General features: G+C 49.0%; 16 protein-coding genes and 4 tRNA genes. 17 read left to right on the forward strand and 3 right to left on the reverse strand.

Annotated elements, in window-relative coordinates; translation table 11 throughout:
* Positions 1–22: 22 nt before the first annotated feature.
* The 3 genes from A0W33_RS10580 to nadD are packed head-to-tail and all read left to right on the forward strand — an operon-like array spanning position 23 to position 1465.
* Positions 23–304, forward strand: coding sequence for an anti-sigma factor family protein (locus tag A0W33_RS10580; RefSeq protein ID WP_068838112.1), 282 nt, complete (start codon positions 23–25; stop codon positions 302–304).
* A gap of 7 nt (positions 305–311) precedes the next feature.
* The gene (gene gmk, locus A0W33_RS10585; protein WP_068838113.1) at positions 312–896 is read left to right on the forward strand and encodes a guanylate kinase; all 585 of its coding nucleotides are present in this window, start codon (positions 312–314) and stop codon (positions 894–896) included.
* Positions 893–1465: a nicotinate (nicotinamide) nucleotide adenylyltransferase gene (gene nadD, locus A0W33_RS10590; RefSeq protein WP_068838114.1), complete on the forward strand. Its 573-nt coding sequence runs from the start codon at positions 893–895 to the stop codon at positions 1463–1465. The genes gmk and nadD overlap by 4 nt, the downstream gene beginning before the upstream one ends.
* A 145-nt stretch (positions 1466–1610) precedes the next feature.
* On the opposite strand, the gene frr is transcribed toward nadD, so the two are convergent.
* From frr to A0W33_RS10605, 3 genes are all read right to left on the reverse strand, one after another.
* Positions 1611–2174 carry a ribosome recycling factor gene (gene frr / locus A0W33_RS10595; RefSeq protein ID WP_068838115.1) on the reverse strand — a complete coding sequence of 188 codons (564 nt, stop codon included), beginning with the start codon at positions 2172–2174 and terminating at the stop codon, positions 1611–1613.
* A 54-nt stretch (positions 2175–2228) separates the two neighbouring features.
* Positions 2229–3005: a UMP kinase gene (gene pyrH, locus A0W33_RS10600; RefSeq protein WP_068838116.1), complete on the reverse strand. Its 777-nt coding sequence runs from the start codon at positions 3003–3005 to the stop codon at positions 2229–2231.
* 81 nt (positions 3006–3086) lie between these two features.
* A complete protein-coding gene (locus tag A0W33_RS10605; protein ID WP_068840065.1) occupies positions 3087–3587 on the reverse strand; it encodes an acetyl-CoA carboxylase biotin carboxyl carrier protein subunit in 501 nt (166 codons plus the stop codon).
* Positions 3588–3673: 86 nt separating this feature from the next.
* Between A0W33_RS10605 and A0W33_RS10610 the strand changes: the two genes are divergently transcribed.
* The 14 genes from A0W33_RS10610 (at position 3674) to rpoC (ending at position 19590) form a co-directional block, all read left to right on the forward strand.
* Positions 3674–6220, forward strand: coding sequence for a M1 family aminopeptidase (locus A0W33_RS10610; RefSeq protein ID WP_068838117.1), 2547 nt, complete (start codon positions 3674–3676; stop codon positions 6218–6220).
* 150 nt (positions 6221–6370) lie between these two features.
* Positions 6371–6453: transfer RNA gene (locus A0W33_RS10615), tRNA-Tyr, on the forward strand.
* 75 nt (positions 6454–6528) lie between these two features.
* Positions 6529–6601: transfer RNA gene (locus A0W33_RS10620), tRNA-Gly, on the forward strand.
* 116 nt (positions 6602–6717) lie between these two features.
* A tRNA-Thr gene (locus A0W33_RS10625) sits at positions 6718–6789 on the forward strand.
* Positions 6790–6862: 73 nt separating this feature from the next.
* Positions 6863–8050 (forward strand): elongation factor Tu, encoded by a 1188-nt coding sequence (tuf, locus tag A0W33_RS10630; protein ID WP_068838118.1) that lies wholly within the window; start codon positions 6863–6865, stop codon positions 8048–8050.
* Positions 8051–8158: 108 nt separating this feature from the next.
* Positions 8159–8231: transfer RNA gene (locus A0W33_RS10635), tRNA-Trp, on the forward strand.
* 31 nt (positions 8232–8262) lie between these two features.
* Positions 8263–8454, forward strand: a complete 192-nt coding sequence (gene secE, locus A0W33_RS10640) for a preprotein translocase subunit SecE (RefSeq protein WP_068838119.1) — start codon at positions 8263–8265, stop codon at positions 8452–8454.
* Positions 8455–8466: 12 nt separating this feature from the next.
* Positions 8467–9024: a transcription termination/antitermination protein NusG gene (gene nusG, locus A0W33_RS10645; protein ID WP_068838120.1), complete on the forward strand. Its 558-nt coding sequence runs from the start codon at positions 8467–8469 to the stop codon at positions 9022–9024.
* Between the two features lie 13 nt (positions 9025–9037).
* Positions 9038–9481 (forward strand): 50S ribosomal protein L11, encoded by a 444-nt coding sequence (gene rplK / locus A0W33_RS10650; protein ID WP_068838121.1) that lies wholly within the window; start codon positions 9038–9040, stop codon positions 9479–9481.
* A gap of 13 nt (positions 9482–9494) precedes the next feature.
* Complete coding sequence (gene rplA, locus A0W33_RS10655; protein WP_068838122.1) at positions 9495–10187, forward strand: 50S ribosomal protein L1; 693 nt, start codon at positions 9495–9497, stop codon at positions 10185–10187.
* A gap of 4 nt (positions 10188–10191) precedes the next feature.
* Positions 10192–10716, forward strand: a complete 525-nt coding sequence (gene rplJ / locus A0W33_RS10660) for a 50S ribosomal protein L10 (protein WP_068838123.1) — start codon at positions 10192–10194, stop codon at positions 10714–10716.
* A 43-nt stretch (positions 10717–10759) separates the two neighbouring features.
* Positions 10760–11140 (forward strand): 50S ribosomal protein L7/L12, encoded by a 381-nt coding sequence (gene rplL, locus A0W33_RS10665; protein ID WP_068838124.1) that lies wholly within the window; start codon positions 10760–10762, stop codon positions 11138–11140.
* Positions 11141–11301: 161 nt separating this feature from the next.
* Positions 11302–15174: a DNA-directed RNA polymerase subunit beta gene (rpoB, locus tag A0W33_RS10670; protein ID WP_068838125.1), complete on the forward strand. Its 3873-nt coding sequence runs from the start codon at positions 11302–11304 to the stop codon at positions 15172–15174.
* A gap of 102 nt (positions 15175–15276) precedes the next feature.
* Positions 15277–19590, forward strand: a complete 4314-nt coding sequence (rpoC, locus tag A0W33_RS10675) for a DNA-directed RNA polymerase subunit beta' (protein ID WP_068838126.1) — start codon at positions 15277–15279, stop codon at positions 19588–19590.
* The last annotated feature ends 2 nt before the right edge of the window (positions 19591–19592 follow it).

Below are 19592 nucleotides of genomic sequence, written 5' to 3' on the forward strand. Positions count from 1 at the left end.
GAATTTTTAGAGTTTAGCCAAGATGGAACCAAAATTTACAGAAGCATACCAGGAAGCACCTGAAGAAGCGCAAACCGCAAACTGCGAGCGCACAGCACACATGCTGGACATGATCATTGATGGGGAGGCCACTCCCGAAGATCAGCAGTTCTTTAACAGCCACATCGAAGAGTGTGTCAGTTGCTTCGAAAGCCATCAAAAGCAAAAACTCCTCAAAGGCCTTATCAGCGGCCATCTACAGCGTGTGATTGTGCCGGAAAGCCTGGCCCATTCCATCAAAGTGAAGATACAAGAAACGGTATAACCCCCTAATGCAAGGCAAGATTATCATTTTCTCGGCTCCCTCAGGTGCCGGTAAAACCACTATTGTAAAACACCTGCTCAGCGTAAACCCCTTGCTGAGCTTCTCTATCTCGGCCTGCACCCGCGACAAACGCGGCCGCACCGAGGAAAACGGAAAAGACTACTACTTTATCACCCCCGAGGAATTCAAGCAGAAGATTGGGAACGATGAGTTTGTGGAGTGGGAGGAAGTGTATGAAGGCGCCTTCTACGGCACGCTGAAGTCCGAAATAGAACGCATCTGGAAAAGCGGCAAGCACGTGGTGCTGGATGTGGACGTAAAGGGCGGCCTAAGCGTGAAGCATTTCTACAAAGAGCGGGCGCTGGCCATTTTCGTGAAGCCCCCGTCTATCGACGAGCTGGCGAACCGCCTCACTGCCCGCAACACGGACTCGGCCTCCAGCATCAGCAGCCGCGTGTTCAAGGCTAAGTTCGAGATGGGCTTTGAGGATCAGTTCGACCGCGTAATTGTGAACGACGACCTGACCCAGGCCTGCGCCGAAGCTGAGAAGCTTGTAAACCAATTCATTCAGGCAGAACCATCCATCGTATGAAGGTAGGGCTACTCTTTGGCTCCTTCAACCCCATCCACACCGGGCACCTTATACTTGCCAACTTCATGGCCACCAACACCGACCTCGATACGGTGTGGCTGATCGTGTCGCCGCAGAATCCATTTAAGCCCAGCAACACGCTGGTGCACGAATTCGACCGGCTGCAGATGGTAACGCTGGCTATCGGCGATAACGCGAACCTGGGGGTGTCGAACATTGAGTTCAGCATGCCCAAGCCGAGTTATACCATCGATACGCTGACGTACCTGCAGGAGAAGTACCCGAGCTATGAGTTTGTGCTGCTGATGGGGGAGGACAACCTGCCGCTGTTCCCGAAGTGGAAAAATGCCGACAAGATTCTGGAATACCACAAAGTATACGTGTATCCGCGCTCCGGCTCCATCACTACAGAGTTGCCCGAGATGTCGAATGTCACGTTTGTGAAAGCACCCATACTTGACATTTCGGCAACCTTTATCCGACAATGCATCCGGGAGGAGAAAAGTATAAAGTACCTCGTGCCCGATGCCGTGGCCGAGTACATCCAGGTGCATAAGCTGTATCAGTAGCTTTGACAAAGGAGCTTTGTGACAAGAGACAAAAGACACAATATTCACTAAAACAGAAGCGCCTCATACTACTATGAGGCGCTTCTGTTTTTACGTTTTGGAAAAGTCTTTCGTCTTTTGTCCGGTTTATCTTTTGTCAAAGAGCTTATACCGTCATAATCTCTGCTTCCTTCTTGCTTAGCAGCTCGTCCATCTTCACAATGTAAGCGTCCGTCAGCTTCTGCACTTTGCCTTCTGCGTCGCGAACGGCGTCTTCGGCGGTGCCTTCCTTCTGCAGCTTCTTCAGCGAGTCATTTACATCCTTGCGGATGTTACGGATGCTGATCTTACCGCTTTCTGTCTCGTTCTTTACTTGCTTCACCAGGTCGCGGCGGCGCTCCTCAGTCAGGGCAGGTATGTTCAGGCGAACGGCATCTGCTTCCTGCAGCGGGTTCAGGCCAAGGTCGCTGTTCTTGATGGCCTTGTTGATCTCGCCCAGCATGTTCTTCTCCCAAGGTCTGATGAGCAAGGTACGTGCATCCGGCGCTGAGATATTGGCTACCTGCGATACCGGTGTAGGTGTGCCGTAGTAGTCAACGCGCAGGTCTTCTACCATGGCAGGCGTGGCCTTTCCGGCACGAATTTTCGTCAGTTCACTGCCCGTGTGCTGCACAGCCTTCTGCATAGACTCCTCTGCTTCGCTGAGGTAAAACTGAATTTCTTCCGTCATATCTATTTACTTAATATCGTTCTGAAATTTTTTCCAGGCAAAAATAACAAATTTTTATTTTCTGTCAGTTTTCGAGTTTGGCTGTATCTGGTCCACCGTTTCCTTCAGTGTGTCGCCCAGGTCGTCCATACTTACGAGCGTGCCGATGCGCTCGCCCTGCACCAGACGCTTTAGGTTGCCGCCTTTGTTCATATCGAACACGATGATAGGCAAATCGTTCTCCTTGCACAGCGTAAACGCCGTCATGTCCATTACGTTCAGGCCTTTCTCAAACACTTCCTTAAACGAGATATTCGGGTAGAATACTGCGTCCGGGTCCTTCTCCGGGTCAGCAGAGTAAATACCGTCCACACGGGTACCTTTCAGTACCACATCCGCCTCAATCTCTATGGCGCGCAACGAGGCGGCAGAGTCGGTTGTGAAGTATGGATTGCCGGTGCCTGCCCCGAATATAACCACACGGCCTTTCTCCAGGTGGCGCACCGCACGGCGGCGAATGTATGGCTCGCATACCTGCTGTATGTTGATGCCGGACAGCAGGCGCGTGTACACGCCAAGCTTCTCCAGCGCGCTTTGCAGCGCCATGCTGTTGATCACGGTGGCCAGCATGCCCATGTAATCGCCCTGCACGCGGTCCAGGCCTACCTGCTCGGCCTGCACTCCCCTGAAAATATTACCGCCGCCAATCACCACGGCCACTTCCACACCTAGGGCGGCTACCTCTTTTATCTCCTGGGCGTACTGCAACAGCCTGTTTGAGTCGATGCCGTACTGCTGGTCGCCCATGAGTGCCTCACCACTTAGCTTTAGCAAAATTCGTTTATACTTCACGGTAATTTATCTGTATAGGTTATGAATTCTTTTAACACAAAGAAGCGGCTACCGTGGCAGCCGCTCGTCCTTTACTAATATCTATTGAAAAAGAATCATTACCTGATTCTTTTCTACGTTTTGCCGTACCTGCACCTTTACCTCCTTCACCACGCCATCGCCCGGCGATTTGAGGATGTTCTCCATCTTCATTGCCTCCAGGATCATGATCGGGTCTCCCTTTTTCACCTCCTGGCCCGGTGCTACCTTAATGTCAAGTATAAGCCCCGGCATCGGCGCTTTCACGTCGTTTACCTTGTTGGCGTTGGCATTGCCCATGCCTAACTGGTCGAGCAGCAGGTCGAACCGGTCCTGCACGCTTACGGTTTGTACGGCGCCGTTAATTTTGAAGGTGAAGGTTTTCTCCTGGTAGTTTGCCGAAACCACCTCGGCGGTGAAAGAGCGCGTGCCTTTAATGATGTGGAACGTGTTAGGCCCGATAGGGGCGATATCCCAGTTAAACGGCTCCCCATTTAGCTGGATGGCATCTTTTTGTATATCAACCTGCCATGTTTTCTCGTTACCCGTTTTTACCTGGAGCATCTTCTTTTGTATGGTTTCAACCTTAAAGGTAGTGGTTTTCTCAGAGTATTTTAAGAACTTCACCTCAAAATTAAAACATTCCAAGCATGAATCATAGGTTTCTCAGCATAGTGGGTATGGCAGCCGCTATGGCTTTTACAAGTGCCTGTAACACCAACAAAGCGGTGACAGACACAGCGGCCAAAGCACCGGTGGCCAAAAAGAACACGGCTGCTCCCGCCAACTCAGTGCCAGCCTGGGTGCAGGAGAAAGGTCCTTTCAACCCCTCCCGCACCAAAGAGCACGACCTGCTGCATACTACCCTCCGCGTTAGCTTTGACTGGCAGAAGCAGTACCTGAACGGAGTGGCCGAGATCACGGCAAAGCCATACTTCTACCCGCAGGATACGCTCGTGCTGGACGCCAAGGGAATGGACATCCACAGCGTGAACCTGATGAAGGACAATAACGCCACGCCGCTGACTTTTGACTACGACGGGCAGAAACTGGCCATCAAGCTAAACAAGACCTACACCCGCAACGAGAAGTATACCATCGAGATAGACTATACCGCCAAGCCGAACGAACTGACTTCCGGCGGCTCCGAGGCCATCACCTCAGACAAAGGGTTATACTTCATCAACCCATTGGGGGAGGACCCGAACAAGCCAACGCAAATTTGGACACAGGGAGAGACTGAGGCCAGCTCAGCCTGGTTTCCAACCATCGATGCGCCCAACGAGCGTATGACGCAGGATATCTATATCAGGGTAGACCCGAAGTACACCACGCTCTCCAACGGCACCTTTATGTACTCGCGCCAGAACGCCGACGGCACCAAAACAGACTACTGGAAGCAGGAGCTGCCGCACGCGCCATACTTAGCCACACTGGTAGTGGGCGATTTTGCCGTGGTGAAAGACAAGTGGCGCGACCGCGAAGTGAACTACTATGTGGAGCCAGCCTACAAAGGCACCGCCAAGAAAGTGTTCGGCAACACGCCGGCCATGATGGAGTTCTTCTCGAAGAAGTTGGGGGTCGATTACCCGTGGGCAAAGTATGCGCAGGTAGTGGTGCGTGATTTCGTGTCTGGGGCGATGGAGAACACCTCGGCCTCTACCTTTATGGAGGACCTGCACATGACCGAGCGTGAGTTGCTCGACAAGAACTGGGACGGCATCATCGCGCACGAGCTGTTTCACCAGTGGTTTGGTGATTACGTAACGACCGAGTCCTGGGCTAACCTGCCGCTGAACGAGTCTTTTGCCAATTACTCGGAGTACCTGTGGTTTGAGCACAAGTATGGCGCCGACGAGGCCGCTTACCTGCAGCTCGATGAGTTGGGCCAGTACCTGGATGAGGCTGAGCAGAAACGCGTGCCGCTTATCCGCTACCACTACAAGGACAAAGAAGACATGTTCGATTCGCACTCCTATGCCAAAGGCGGCCGTATCCTGCACATGCTGCGCAATATAGTAGGGGATGACGCCTGGTGGGCCTCCCTGAACCTGTACCTGACCCGCAACAAATACTCTGACGTAGAGGTGGCCGAGCTGAGAATGGCTTTTGAGGATGTAACCGGCAGGGACCTGATGTGGTTTTTCGACCAATGGTTCGCCAAGCCGGGGCATCCGGAACTTCAGGTAGAGCACAGTTATGCCAACGGACAATTAACCATACAGGTAGAGCAGGTGCAGGATACGGCCTACGCACCGGTTTACCGCCTGCCATTGCAGGTAGCTGTTTGGGCGGGAGGGCAGAAGCAGGTGTTTCCTATCACGGTGAACAAAGCAAATCAAACCTTCACGTTTAAGGTTGCCAACCAGCCGCAACTGGTGTTGTTTGATGCCGAGCAGCAACTGCTGGGGGTGGTAGAGCACCAGAAAACGGAGCAGGAACTCATCTTCCAATTCCAGAACACGAAGCAGCTGGCCCCGAAGCTGGAGGCACTCGCCAGGCTTCAGGAGAAAGCAAGTCAGCCAGCGGTGAAGAACATGTATCTGGCCGCCCTTAAAGATGACTTCTGGGCTGTACGCAGTACCGCTATCAACGCTCTCAGCAGCCTGAAAGGGGGAGAAGCCGCTGCCGTAGAAGCCGCCATCCAGAAAATGGCGACAGCAGACAAGAAAGGCTCTGTACGGGCCGATGCCATACTTGCCCTGGCAAGCTTGAACGGCGCCAAACACCAGCAACTGTTTAAGCAGGCCATGCAGGATAGCTCCTACCAGGCCGCCGCCGCGGCCATACTTGCCTATGCGGGCACAGGAGCCGCTGACACGAAGCAGCAGTTGGCGCAGTTCGACAAGGAGACAAACGAGGAAGTTGTGCTGGCGCTCGCCACCTTCTACGCCGTGCAGGGAGGACCTGAGAAGTTTGACTGGTTCATGCGAAACCTAAAGACTGCCAAGGGCGGAGAACTTTATTACCTCCTGCAAAGCTTTGGCGCCTACCTAGCCAGCAACAGCAGCACCAACACGCCGGAGGTGATCAGCATGCTGGCAGAACTGGCGAAGAACCACAGCCAATACTACGTGCGGGCCGCTGCTGTTCAGGCGCTTATGGTGATGTCGGAGAAGCCCGAGGTGCAGCAGCTACTGCAGGAAATAAAAGCCGGTGAGAAGGATGAGCGCCTGCTGGAAATGTATGGCATTTAGGCCGCGCAGAAATTATTTCACATTTTTTTACCGGAATGTTTGACTTACATGAAAAAGGGCTTAATTTTGCATCTCTTTAGAACGAGGAACACAGCGAAAGCAGTGTGGGACTAAAGAAAAGTTCTGATGATTTAATGCAGAATTAGCTTCGGGGAGATTCCAGAGCGGCCAAATGGGACGGACTGTAACTCCGTTGTCTTACGACTTCGCAGGTTCGAATCCTGCTCTCCCCACAGACTGAATAACTGAATTTTGAATAGATGAATTAATATTCACGCATTCGGAATTCAGTTACTCAAAATTAGTAAGCGGGAGTAGCTCAGTTGGTAGAGCGATAGCCTTCCAAGCTATAGGCCGCGAGTTCGACCCTCGTCTCCCGCTCAAAAAAAAAGAAAGTCAGGAACATATTTACTACATACAGGACTGGAGGAGGAAATTCATGCAGATGAGCTTCCTTTTTAGTGTAAATAGGGTCGTAGTTTCCTGGCGGTTTAAAAGCCGACGTAGCTCAGGGGTAGAGTGCTTCCTTGGTAAGGAAGAGGTCGTGGGTTCAATTCCCATCGTTGGCTCACAGTCCGTTACGTGTATATTTAAAAGCGCGACATAAACTTAAACGTTTTAACCTTAATTTAATATCATACAATGGCTAAAGAAACATTTGACCGTTCCAAACCGCACGTAAATATCGGTACTATCGGTCACGTTGACCACGGCAAAACTACTTTGACTGCTGCTATCTCTACAGTATTGGCTAGCAAAGGTCTTGCAACACTTCGTGACTTCTCTTCAATTGATAACGCTCCTGAAGAAAAAGAAAGAGGTATCACGATCAATACATCACACGTTGAGTACGCAACTGAAAACCGTCACTATGCACACGTTGACTGCCCAGGTCACGCTGACTACGTGAAGAACATGGTTACTGGTGCTGCCCAGATGGACGGCGCTATCCTTGTGGTTGCTGCAACTGACGGCCCAATGCCACAGACGCGTGAGCACATCCTTCTTGCCCGTCAGGTAGGTGTACCTCAGCTGGTAGTGTTCATGAACAAAGTTGACATGGTAGACGATCCTGAGCTTCTTGAGCTTGTGGAAATGGAAATCCGTGAGCTTCTTTCTTTCTATGACTTCGACGGCGACAACATTCCAGTAATTCAGGGTTCTGCTCTTGGTGGCCTTAACGGCGACGCGAAATGGGTAGCTACTATCGAAGAACTGATGGCTGCTGTTGACTCTTATATTCCGCTTCCAGAGCGTCTTGTTGACCTTCCATTCCTGATGCCAGTAGAGGACGTGTTCTCTATCACAGGTCGTGGTACAGTAGCAACAGGCCGTATTGAGCGTGGTATCATCAACTCTGGTGAGCAGGTTGATATCCTGGGTATGGGTGCTGAGAACTTGAAGTCAGTAGTAACTGGTGTTGAGATGTTCCGCAAGATCCTTGACAGAGGTGAAGCTGGTGACAACGTAGGTCTTCTTCTTCGTGGTATAGAGAAAACTGATATCCGTCGTGGTATGGTTATCTGTAAGCCAGGTTCTGTGAAGCCTCACACGAAGTTCAAAGCTGAAGTTTACGTTCTTTCTAAAGAAGAAGGTGGCCGTCATACGCCATTCTTCAACAAGTACCGTCCACAGTTCTACTTCAGAACCACAGACGTTACTGGTGAGATCATGCTTCCTGAAGGCGTAGAAATGGTAATGCCTGGTGATAACATCACTATCGAGGTAAACCTGATCAACGCGGTTGCCATGGAGAAAGGTCTGCGTTTCGCTATCCGTGAGGGTGGTAGAACAGTAGGTGCCGGCCAGGTAACTGAAATCCTTGACTAATAATATGTTTCAGACCCGTTCCTGGAAAGTTTTTCTGGGAACGGGTTTGTTTTCATAATTCTTTTAAATAAATTTGCACTCCAATTAAAGATTGGCGTGCATTTTTTTACGGGTGTAGCTCAATTGGTAGAGTAGTGGTCTCCAAAACCATTGGCTGGGAGTTCGAGTCTCTCCACCCGTGCAATTTTTATCACCTCAGGAATTTCGAAGCGATGAGCAACATTAGAACTTACATAAACGACACTGTCGAAGAGATGAAGGAAAGAGTCTCTTGGCCTACTTATGCTGAATTGCAAAGAAGTTCAGTGTTGGTCTTGATAGGTTCTTTAATCTTCGCTTTGGTGGTTGGAGCTATGGACTTTGGGTTCGACTCGATACTGACGTGGTTTTACAACCAATTTTAAATTAGAGTATTTATGGCTGATTTAAAGTGGTATGTAGTACGTGCGGTTAGTGGGCAGGAGAAAAAGGCAAAGGCTTATCTTGAAAATGAGATCATGCGCCACAATCTCGATGAGTACGTTCCGCAGGTATTGATTCCTGCAGAGAAAGTATACGAGATGCGCAACGGTAAGAAACGCATCAGGGAGAGAAGCTTCTTTCCTGGATACGTGCTTGTTCATGCAGACCTTTCACATGGCGAGGCAGAGCACATCATCATCAGTACCCCGGGGGTAATTGGTTTCCTTGGCGGAGAGAATAACTCTCCAACTAAAAAGCCGGTTCCACTGCGCCAGTCCGAGATTAACAGGATACTGGGCACAGTAGACGAAGCAGAGGAGCAGGCAGAGGTGCTGGATACGCCGTTTGTAGTTGGTGAGATAGTGAAAGTGATGGACGGTCCTTTCAGCGGATTCTCCGGAACTGTGGAAGAAGTGTTTGAAGAGCGTAAGAAGCTCAACGTGATGGTAAAGATCTTCGGGCGAAACACGCCGGTGGAACTGAACTACATGCAGGTAGAAAAAGAATCGTAGTAAATAAAAATAAATGGCAAAGGAAATTAAAGGTTACCTGAAACTTCAGGTAAAGGGAGGTGCCGCGAACCCATCGCCACCGATTGGACCTGCACTTGGTTCTAAAGGTCTTAACATCATGGAATTCTGTAAGCAGTTTAATGCCAGAACCCAGGATAAGCCAGGACAAGTGTTACCAGTATTGATTACAATCTATGCAGATAAGTCTTTTGACTTCGTTATTAAGACGCCTCCTGCTCCAGTATTGTTAATGGATGCTGCTAAAATCAAGGGAGGTTCTAAAGAGCCAAACCGTAACAAAGTAGGTTCAGTAACTTGGGATCAGGTAAGAGAGATTGCCGAGACAAAGATGCCTGATTTGAATGCATTCAAACTGGAGTCAGCTATGAAACAAGTAGCCGGAACAGCAAGAAGCATGGGTATCACAGTTTCTGGTACAGCTCCGTGGAACGCTTAATAGTTGAAGAGAAATGACTAAGTTATCTAAAAACAGAAAAGCAGCCTTGGCCAAGGCTGACTTAACAAAAGAATATTCTCTAACGGACGCGGCTTCAGTTGTAAAAGATATCACTTTTACGAAGTTTGATGCCTCTGTGGATATTGATGTGCGTTTGGGCGTAGACCCGCGTAAGGCTGACCAGATGGTTCGTGGCATTGTGACACTTCCGCATGGTACTGGTAAGGACGTGAAAGTTCTTGCCCTTGTAACACCTGATAAAGAGCAGGAGGCAAGAGACGCCGGCGCTGACTTCGTTGGTCTTGATGACTTCATTCAGAAGATCGAAAAAGGCTGGACAGATGTTGACGTGATCATCACAATGCCTGCAGTTATGGCGAAAGTAGGTCGCTTGGGTAGAATCTTAGGTCCTCGTAATCTGATGCCTAACCCTAAGTCGGGTACAGTAACGCAAGACGTAGCCAAGGCTGTGAAAGAAGTGAAAGCGGGTAAAATCGACTTTAAAGTTGACAAGTTCGGTATCATTCACACAAGCGTGGGTAAAGTGTCCTTCTCTGCTGAGCAACTTGCGGCAAACGCAAACGAAGTACTTCTGACGCTAAACCGTCTGAAGCCATCTTCAGCGAAAGGAACTTATATCAAGAGCATTACATTGTCTAGCACAATGAGCCCGGCCGTAACTGTAGAAAAGAACGCAACGATCTAAGAACATGACCAGGGAAGAAAAAGAGATAATCGTACAAGACCTGAGCGAGAAGCTTGCCAACACAGCATACTTCTACATCACTGATGCTTCTACCATGAGTGTGGCTGGCATCAATGCGTTCAGAAGACTTGCATTCGATAGAGGTATCGAATATAAAGTATATAAGAATTCACTTATCAAGAAAGCGCTTGATACTTTAGAAGCTGATACTTCTGCGCTGGATGATGTTTTAAAGGGCGCTTCCGGTATCCTGTTCGGCAAAGAAACAGGCAATGCTCCTGCAAAACTGCTCCAGGATTTCAGAAAGAAAGGCAACCCCCTTCCATTGTTGAAAGGTGCTTACATAGACGCCGGCATTTATGTTGGTGACGAGCAACTGGAGACACTGACCAAGATCAAGTCCAGAGAAGAACTCATTGGCGAGATCATCGGTCTTCTTCAGTCTCCTGCTAAGAATGTTGTTTCTGCCCTACAAAGCAGCGGCGGCAAACTGGCTGGAATCCTGAAAACATTATCAGAAAAAGAATAAACTAAAAAAACGTAATCAATAAGTAACTTTTAATTTTATAAAAATGGCAGATTTGAAAGCATTCGCTGAGCAGTTAGTAAACTTGACTGTTAAAGAAGTTAACGAACTAGCTACTATTCTTAAGGATGAGTACGGCATCGAGCCTGCTGCTGCTGCGCCAATGATGGTTGCTGGTGGTGGTGCTGGTGATGGTGCTGCTGCTGCAGAGGAGAAAACTTCTTTCGACGTGATCCTTAAGGCAGCAGGTGCTCAGAAACTAGCGGTAGTAAAGCTGGTTAAAGAGCTGACTGGTCTTGGTCTGAAAGAGGCAAAAGAACTGGTAGATAGTGCTCCAAAAGCTCTTAAGGAAGGTGTAGCCAAAGATGAGGCTGAATCACTGAAGAAGTCTTTGGAAGAAGCTGGTGCTGAAGTGGAGGTTAAATAATCCCACTTTATCAACATACTGATAACAGGTAGACCTGGCAATGTCGTCAGGTCTTTTCCTGTTTGTATAAAGATTCAAATTAATTGAATCTTTTTTTTGCCCGCAGTTGTTTTGGACTCTGTGTGCTAAATATCTTATTGTTAACGTAAAATTCCAAGGCTTTGGCTAAGAACAAAACGACAGAACGAATCAATTTTGCCTCTATAAAGCCGGTAATTGACTATCCTGACTTTTTGGATGTTCAGGTGCAGTCATTCCAAGACTTTTTTCAGCTGGAAACACCCGCTGCAAATAGAGCCCAGGAAGGTTTGTTTAAGGTGTTCGCCGAGAACTTTCCTATATCAGATTCAAGAGAAAACTTCGTACTGGAGTTCATTGATTACCATATAGACCCACCAAAATACTCTGTTGATGAGAGTATTGACAGAGGCCTTACATACTCTGTACCACTAAAAGCAAAACTTCGCCTGATCTGTAATGATGAGGATAACGAGGATTTTGAGACAATTGAGCAGGAAGTGTTCTTGGGAAATATCCCATACATGACTGAGAAAGGCTCTTTTGTGATCAATGGTGCTGAGCGTGTGATCGTATCTCAGTTACACCGTTCCCCAGGCGTGTTCTTTGCGCAAAGCAAGCACACGAACGGCACAAAACTATACTCTGCCAGAATTATTCCTTTCAAAGGATCATGGGTAGAATTTGCGACGGACGTGAACAACGTGATGTATGCGTACATCGACCGTAAAAAGAAATTCCCTGTAACCACGCTACTTCGTGCCATCGGTTATGGTACGGATAAAGATATCCTGGACCTGTTCGGCTTGTCGGAAGAAATCAATGCTGACAAGAAGACGCTGAAAGGCACCATCGGGCGCAAGTTGGCTGCACGTGTTCTAAGAACATGGACAGAAGACTTTGTGGATGAGGATACAGGTGAAGTAGTATCGATCGACAGAAACGAGGTAATCCTGGAGCGAGACTCTGAGATCACGGCAGAAGACATCGATGTGATTGTGGACTCTGGTGTGAAATCTATTATTCTGCACCGTGAGAACGTGAACATCGCTGATTATGCGATCATCTACAATACCCTACAGAAAGACAACTCTAACTCTGAGCAGGAAGCAGTAGAGCAGATTTACCGTCAGTTGCGAAACACGGAAGCACCAGACGTTGAAACTGCCCGCGATATTATTCAGAAGCTGTTCTTCTCAGATAAGCGCTACGACCTTGGGGAAGTGGGCCGCTATAGAATAAATAAGAAGCTTGGCCTGGATACAAACTGGGATGCGAAGGTATTGACGAATGAGGACATCGTTCTTATTGTGAAGTACCTAATTGGTTTGATCAACTCCAAAGCGGTGGTGGATGATATTGACCACTTAAGCAACAGACGTGTAAGAACAGTAGGCGAGCAGCTATATGCTCAGTTTGGTGTTGGCCTTGCACGTATGGCGCGTACCATCAAGGAGCGTATGAACGTGCGCGACAACGAAGACTTTAAGCCAGTTGATTTGATCAACGCGCGTACGCTGTCTTCGGTAATCAACTCGTTCTTCGGAACAAACCAGTTGTCTCAGTTCATGGACCAGACGAACCCGCTGGCTGAAGTGACGCACAAGCGTCGTGTATCAGCACTGGGGCCAGGTGGTCTGTCAAGAGAGCGTGCTGGTTTCGAGGTACGTGACGTTCACTACACACACTACGGTCGTCTTTGTACCATTGAAACGCCGGAAGGTCCGAACATCGGTCTAATCTCTTCCCTGTGCGTGCACGCCCGCGTGAACCACATGGGCTTTATCGAAACACCTTATCGTAAGGTGATTGAAGGTAAAGTGGTAGTAGACGGTACTGTAGAGTACCTGACTGCTGAGGAAGAAGATACGCACCACATCGCACAGGCAAATGCCGTGATTGATGAAGGCGGTAACTTCGTGAACCCAACGGTAAAAGGACGCTTCGAAGGCGACTTCCCAGTGGAGGCACCAGAGACCTATACTTACATGGACGTAGCCCCTAACCAGATTGTATCGGTTGCGGCCTCCATGATTCCTTTCCTGGAGCATGACGATGCCAACCGTGCCCTGATGGGTTCGAACATGCAACGTCAGGCAGTTCCACTTCTGAAGGCTGAAGCACCTATTGTAGGTACTGGACTGGAAAGAAGAGCTGCAATAGACTCTAGAGCGCTTGTGATTGCCGAAGGCGAAGGCGTCATCGATTATGTAGACGCTTCTAAAATTGTTGTGAAGTATGACCTCACAGACGATGAGAAGCTGGTAACATTCGATGCTGAGTACGTAACGTACAAACTGGTGAAGTTCAGAAGAACAAACCAGGATACCTGTATCAACCTGACGCCGATCGTGAAGAAAGGCGAGCGCGTGGAGAAAGGCCAGCCGCTTTGCGAAGGTTATGCAACAAACAATGGTGAACTAGCCATTGGACGTAACATGCAGGTGGCGTTCATGCCTTGGCAGGGATATAACTTCGAGGATGCCATCGTAATATCCGAAAAGGTAGTACGCGATGACGTGTTCACTTCTATTCACATTGAAGAGTTTGAGCTGGAAGTGCGTGAGACGAAGCGTGGAGAGGAAGAATTAACTTCTGAAATTCCGAACGTAAGCGAGGAGGCAGTAAGAAACCTGGATGAGAACGGTATCATCCGCATTGGAGCTGAAATTACCGAAGGAGATATCCTGATTGGTAAGATCACACCAAAAGGAGAGACGGATCCAACTCCGGAGGAGAAACTGCTAAGAGCCATCTTCGGTGATAAAGCTGGCGATGTGAAGGATGCTTCCATGAAGGCGCCTCCATCACTGAACGGTGTGGTTATCGATACAAAACTGTTCTCCCGTCCTAAAAAAGACAAAAACCTGCGGGCCAAGTCTAAGAAAGAGGTAGAAGAACTAAAGGTGAAATACTCTAAGGACCTGATCGCAATTAAGAGCGTGATGGTGGATAAACTGGTAGGACTGCTGGAAGGCAAGACAACACAGGGCATCCGTCACAAATTTGGGGATGATATCCTTTCTAAGGGCGTTAAGTTCACTAGAAAGAACATCACCGAAGCGTTGTTCCCTGAGAAGAACCCATATAAGGACGAGAGCAACTACGCAGTACCTGAAGAGGTGAACATGTTCAAAGACCTTATACTTGAGGATTGGACAGCGGACGAGAAAACGAACAACATGTTGGTAGAGCTTGTTAAGAACTACAACAAACGCCGTAATATCGTTTCTGCGCACTTCAAGCGCGAGCGCTTTACCCTGGAAGTAGGAGACGAGTTGCCAGCCGGTATTGTTCAGTTAGCTAAAGTATATGTTGCCAAAAAGCGCAAGCTGAAAGTTGGTGACAAGATGGCCGGACGTCACGGTAACAAGGGTGTAGTAGCCCGTATCGTGCGCGAGGAAGACATGCCGTTCCTGGAAGATGGAACACCGATGGATATCGTACTGAACCCACTTGGTGTACCTTCTCGAATGAACATCGGTCAGATCTACGAAACTGTACTTGGATGGGCTGGCTTGAAGTTGGGTAGAAAATATGCTACACCAATCTTCGACGGTGCCACAGAAGAGCAGGTTTCAGCTGAGCTGGCAGAGGCAGGGCTTCCACATTTCGGACGTTCCTATTTATTTGATGGATTGAGCGGTGACCGTTTCGATCAGCCGGTAACAGTAGGCGTGATTTACATGCTGAAGCTGGGCCACTTGGTTGATGATAAGATGCACGCTCGTTCTATCGGACCATACTCATTGATCACGCAGCAGCCATTGGGTGGTAAAGCCCAGTTCGGTGGTCAGCGATTCGGTGAGATGGAAGTGTGGGCGTTGGAGGCATTCGGTGCTTCGAACGTGCTGCAGGAAATACTTACAGTAAAATCAGACGACGTGATCGGCCGTGCGAAAGCTTACGAGGCGATTGTAAAAGGCGACGTGTTGCCGAAGCCTAATATCCCGGAATCATTCAACGTACTGATTCACGAGCTAAGAGGTCTGGCACTCGAGATCACGTTGGAGTAACAGTATAATGCTAAGCGCCAAGGCACCTGCCGAGGCGCTTAGCATATTTATGCTGAATTAAGCTGTAGAGCATATTCATAGTATCGACATTATTCTAATAATATGGCATTTGCGAAAAACAAAAAGCTAACTCAGGACTTCTCGAAAGTAACGATCAGCTTGGCTTCGCCAGAGTCAATTCTGGAGCGTTCCAACGGTGAGGTAGTTAAGCCTGAGACCATAAACTATAGAACCTATAAGCCTGAGATGGGTGGTCTGTTCTGCGAAAGAATATTCGGACCCGTAAAGGACTGGGAATGCCACTGCGGAAAGTATAAAAGAATCAGATACAAGGGCATCATCTGCGACCGTTGCGGTGTAGAGGTGACTGAGAAGAAAGTGCGTCGTGAGCGTATGGGCCATATTGAGCTTGTTGTTCCTGTGGCGCACATCTGGTACTTCAAATCCCTTCCGAACAAAATTGGATATCTGTTAGGCTTACCTACCAAGAAGCTTGACCAGATTATCTATTACGAGAGATATGTAGTGATTCAACCAGGTATTCTGGCAGAAGACGGTGTAAACGTACTGGACTTCCTGACAGAGGATGAGTACCTGGACATGATCGATAAGTTGCCGCGTGAGAACCAGATGTTGGACAACAATGATCCAAACAAGTTTATCGCGCGCATGGGTGCCGAGGCATTGCAAATGCTGTTGGAGCGCATCAACCTGGACGACCTTTCTTACGAGCTGCGCCATGCAGCCGCACACGAGACATCGCAGCAGCGTAAGGCTGAGGCGTTGAAGCGTCTGCGTGTAGTAGAGGCTTTCCGTGATGCAACCACACGCATCGAGAACAGACCAGAGTGGATGATCATCCGCATGGTGCCTGTTATCCCGCCGGAGCTTCGCCCGCTTGTGCCGTTGGACGGTGGCCGTTTCGCTACCTCTGACTTGAACGACCTGTACCGACGCGTGATTATTCGTAACAACCGTCTGAAGCGTCTGATCGAGATCAAAGCCCCGGAAGTAATCCTTCGTAACGAGAAGCGAATGCTGCAGGAAGCGGTGGACTCCCTGTTCGACAACTCACGTAAAGTGAACGCTGTTCGTGCAGAAGGAAACCGTGCGCTGAAGTCGCTCTCTGACATGCTGAAAGGCAAGCAGGGACGTTTCCGTCAGAACTTGCTTGGTAAGCGTGTGGATTATTCCGGACGTTCGGTAATTGTGGTTGGTCCAGAACTGAAGCTGCACGAGTGCGGTCTGCCGAAGAACATGGCAGCCGAGCTTTTCAAGCCGTTCATCATCCGCAAGCTGATCGAAAGAGGCATCGTGAAAACGGTAAAATCTGCCAAGAAGATTGTAGACCGTAAGGACCCTGTAGTATGGGATATTCTGGAGAATGTGCTGAAAGGCCACCCAGTGCTTCTAAACCGTGCTCCTACACTACACAGATTAGGTATTCAGGCATTCCAGCCAAAACTGATCGAAGGAAAGGCAATCCAGTTACACCCATTAGTGTGTACGGCATTCAACGCCGACTTTGACGGTGACCAGATGGCGGTGCACGTTCCACTAGGACCTGCTGCTGTACTGGAAGCCTCTATGCTGATGCTTGCGTCGCACAACATCCTGAACCCTGCTAACGGTGCGCCAATTGCGGTACCTTCACAGGACATGGTACTAGGTTTATACTATGTATCAAAAGGAAAGCGTAGCACAGAGAACGAGAAAATCGAAGGGGAAGGCATGAGCTTCTACTCTGCGGAGGAAGTGATTATTGCCATCAACGAGAAGATTATATCAAAGCATGCTTACATCAAGGTAAGAACGAAGATCAGAAACGAGCAAGGCGACCTAGAGTTCAAGTCAATTGAAACAGTTGCCGGCCGTGTGATCTTCAACCAGTTTGTACCGGAAGAAGTGGGCTATATCGATGAACTGCTGACGAAGAAGAAGCTGCAGCAGATCATTTCAAGAGTATTTAAGGAAACGGGTATGGCCCGTACGGCTCAGTTCCTGGACGATATCAAGACACTTGGATTTCAGTCTGCTTACAAAGGCGGTCTATCCATGGGTCTGGGTGATATCAACATCCCGGCTGAGAAGGAAATACTGGTAAATCAGGCGAAGAAAGATGTAGAAGCTGTATGGCAGAACTACTCAATGGGTCTGATCACCGACAACGAGCGTTACAACCAGGTAATTGATATCTGGACACGTATCAACAACCAGATCACGGAAACGTTGATGCGCCGCCTGGAGAACGAAGATCAGGGCTTTAACTCTATCTTCATGATGATGCACTCTGGAGCCCGTGGCTCAAGAGAGCAGATTCGCCAGTTGGGTGGTATGCGAGGTCTGATGGCGAAGCCACAGAAATCGCTTCAAGGCTCAGTAGGTGAAATCATCGAGAACCCAATCCTTTCTAACTTTAAGGAAGGTCTGGATGTAATCGAGTATTTCATCTCAACACACGGTGCACGTAAAGGTCTTGCCGATACAGCACTTAAGACGGCCGATGCCGGTTACCTGACACGTCGTCTGGTAGACGTATCACAGGACGTTATTGTGAACGAGGAAGACTGCGGTACGCTGAGAGGTCTGGAAGTGAGTGCACTGAAAGACAACGAGGATATCGTGGAGTCTCTGTCAGAGCGTATACTTGGTCGTGTAGCAGTACATGATGTATACGATCCGATTACAAACGAGCTTATCACCGAGTCAGGCGTGGAGATAACAGAGGAAGTTGCGCGTGCCATTGAGAACACGGCAATTGACTTTGTAGAGATACGCTCTGTATTGACGTGTGAGTCGAAGCGTGGTATCTGCGCAAAGTGCTACGGTCGTAACTTGGCAACAGGATTCATGGTGCAGAAAGGTGAGGCTGTAGGTGTAATTGCCGCGCAGTCCATTGGTGAGCCAGGAACGCAGCTGACACTCCGTACATTCCACGTGGGTGGTACGGCATCGAACATTGCGGTAGATGCAACCATACTTGCGAAATTCGGCGGTAGAATCGAGTTTGAAGATGTACGCTCACTGGATACAGTGAACAACGAAGGAGACGCCGTGAAGGTAGTGATGGGTCGTTCAGGCGAAGTAAGAGTCGTTGAGCCGACCACTGGTAAACTACTTATCAGCAACCACGTGCCATATGGTTCATTCCTGCACGTAAACGAAGGACAGATCGTGGAAAAAGGAGCTCAGCTATGTAACTGGGATCCATACAACGCGGTTATCCTTTCGGAATTCGATGGTGAAATCGCATATGAAGCCATCATTGAAGGTATAACTTACCGTGAGGAATCGGATGAGCAGACAGGGTATCGTGAGAAGGTGATTATCGATACAAAAGATAAGACCCAGAACCCGGCCATACTTGTAAATCCAAAGAGCGGCGAACCAAAAGGATACAACATCCCGGTAGGTGCCCACTTGACGGTTGAAAACGGGGAGAAGATCAAAGCTGGTCAGATTCTGGTGAAAATACCGCGTGCTATCGGTAAGACAAGAGACATTACAGGTGGTCTGCCACGTGTGACGGAACTGTTCGAGGCACGAAACCCATCTAACCCGGCCGTTGTGTCAGAGATAGATGGTGTGGTAACTTACGGAAACGTGAAGCGTGGTAACCGTGAAATTTACATCGAGTCGAAAGACGGCGTGAAGAAGAAGTACATGGTGCCGCTTTCCAAGCACATCCTGGTGCAGGATAACGACTTCATCCGAGCTGGTATGCCATTGTCGGACGGCGCGATTACGCCGAACGACATTCTGAATATTCAGGGACCGGGAGCCGTACAGGAATACCTGGTAAATGAGATACAGGAAGTATACCGCTTGCAGGGTGTGAAGATCAACGACAAGCACATTGAGGTGGTAGTGCGCCAGATGATGCAGAAAGTGATCGTAGTTGACGCAGGGGATACCAGCTTCCTGGAGAACCAGTCTGTGGACAAGATCACGTTCATGGAAGAAAACGACCGTATCATCGATATGAAGGTGGTGGAGGATGCAGGAGACTCTGCTGACCTGAAGCCAGGGCAGATCGTGACGGCTCGCCGTTTGCGTGACGAGAACTCGAGCCTAAAGCGCCGTGACTTGAAATTGGTAACTGTGCGTGATGCGCAGCCATCAGTATCGCGTCCGACACTGCAAGGTATCACACAAGCCTCGTTGGGTACACAGAGCTTTATCTCTGCCGCATCATTCCAGGAAACTACCAAAGTACTGAGTGAAGCAGCTATCAAAGGTAAGGCGGACGAACTGCTTGGTCTGAAAGAAAACGTGATCGTGGGTCACCTGATCCCGGCCGGTACAGGTCTGCGTGAATACCAGAACCTGATCGTGGGAAGCCAGGAAGAGTACGATGCGTTGGTAGACTCGAAGAAAGCTACTACGAAGAGACAGCAGGAACTGCAAAACAGATAAGC

It is taken from the genome of Pontibacter akesuensis (assembly GCF_001611675.1).
In the GTDB taxonomy this organism is placed as follows: Bacteria; Bacteroidota; Bacteroidia; order Cytophagales; family Hymenobacteraceae; genus Pontibacter; species Pontibacter akesuensis.

Bases quoted from the DNA above. Each gene is read 5' to 3' on its own strand.
- rplJ (WP_068838123.1), top strand. From the start codon at position 10,192: ATGACCAGGGAAGAAAAAGAGATAATCGTACAAGACCTGAGCGAGAAG.
- frr (WP_068838115.1), bottom strand. From the start codon at position 2,174: ATGACGGAAGAAATTCAGTTTTACCTCAGCGAAGCAGAGGAGTCTATG.
- secE (WP_068838119.1), top strand. From the start codon at position 8,263: ATGAGCAACATTAGAACTTACATAAACGACACTGTCGAAGAGATGAAG.
- tuf (WP_068838118.1), top strand. From the start codon at position 6,863: ATGGCTAAAGAAACATTTGACCGTTCCAAACCGCACGTAAATATCGGT.
- rplK (WP_068838121.1), top strand. From the start codon at position 9,038: ATGGCAAAGGAAATTAAAGGTTACCTGAAACTTCAGGTAAAGGGAGGT.
- A0W33_RS10605 (WP_068840065.1), bottom strand. From the start codon at position 3,587: ATGCTCCAGGTAAAAACGGGTAACGAGAAAACATGGCAGGTTGATATA.
- nusG (WP_068838120.1), top strand. From the start codon at position 8,467: ATGGCTGATTTAAAGTGGTATGTAGTACGTGCGGTTAGTGGGCAGGAG.
- rpoC (WP_068838126.1), top strand. From the start codon at position 15,277: ATGGCATTTGCGAAAAACAAAAAGCTAACTCAGGACTTCTCGAAAGTA.
- rplL (WP_068838124.1), top strand. From the start codon at position 10,760: ATGGCAGATTTGAAAGCATTCGCTGAGCAGTTAGTAAACTTGACTGTT.
- A0W33_RS10610 (WP_068838117.1), top strand. From the start codon at position 3,674: ATGAATCATAGGTTTCTCAGCATAGTGGGTATGGCAGCCGCTATGGCT.
- nadD (WP_068838114.1), top strand. From the start codon at position 893: ATGAAGGTAGGGCTACTCTTTGGCTCCTTCAACCCCATCCACACCGGG.
- gmk (WP_068838113.1), top strand. From the start codon at position 312: ATGCAAGGCAAGATTATCATTTTCTCGGCTCCCTCAGGTGCCGGTAAA.
- rplA (WP_068838122.1), top strand. From the start codon at position 9,495: ATGACTAAGTTATCTAAAAACAGAAAAGCAGCCTTGGCCAAGGCTGAC.
- A0W33_RS10580 (WP_068838112.1), top strand. From the start codon at position 23: ATGGAACCAAAATTTACAGAAGCATACCAGGAAGCACCTGAAGAAGCG.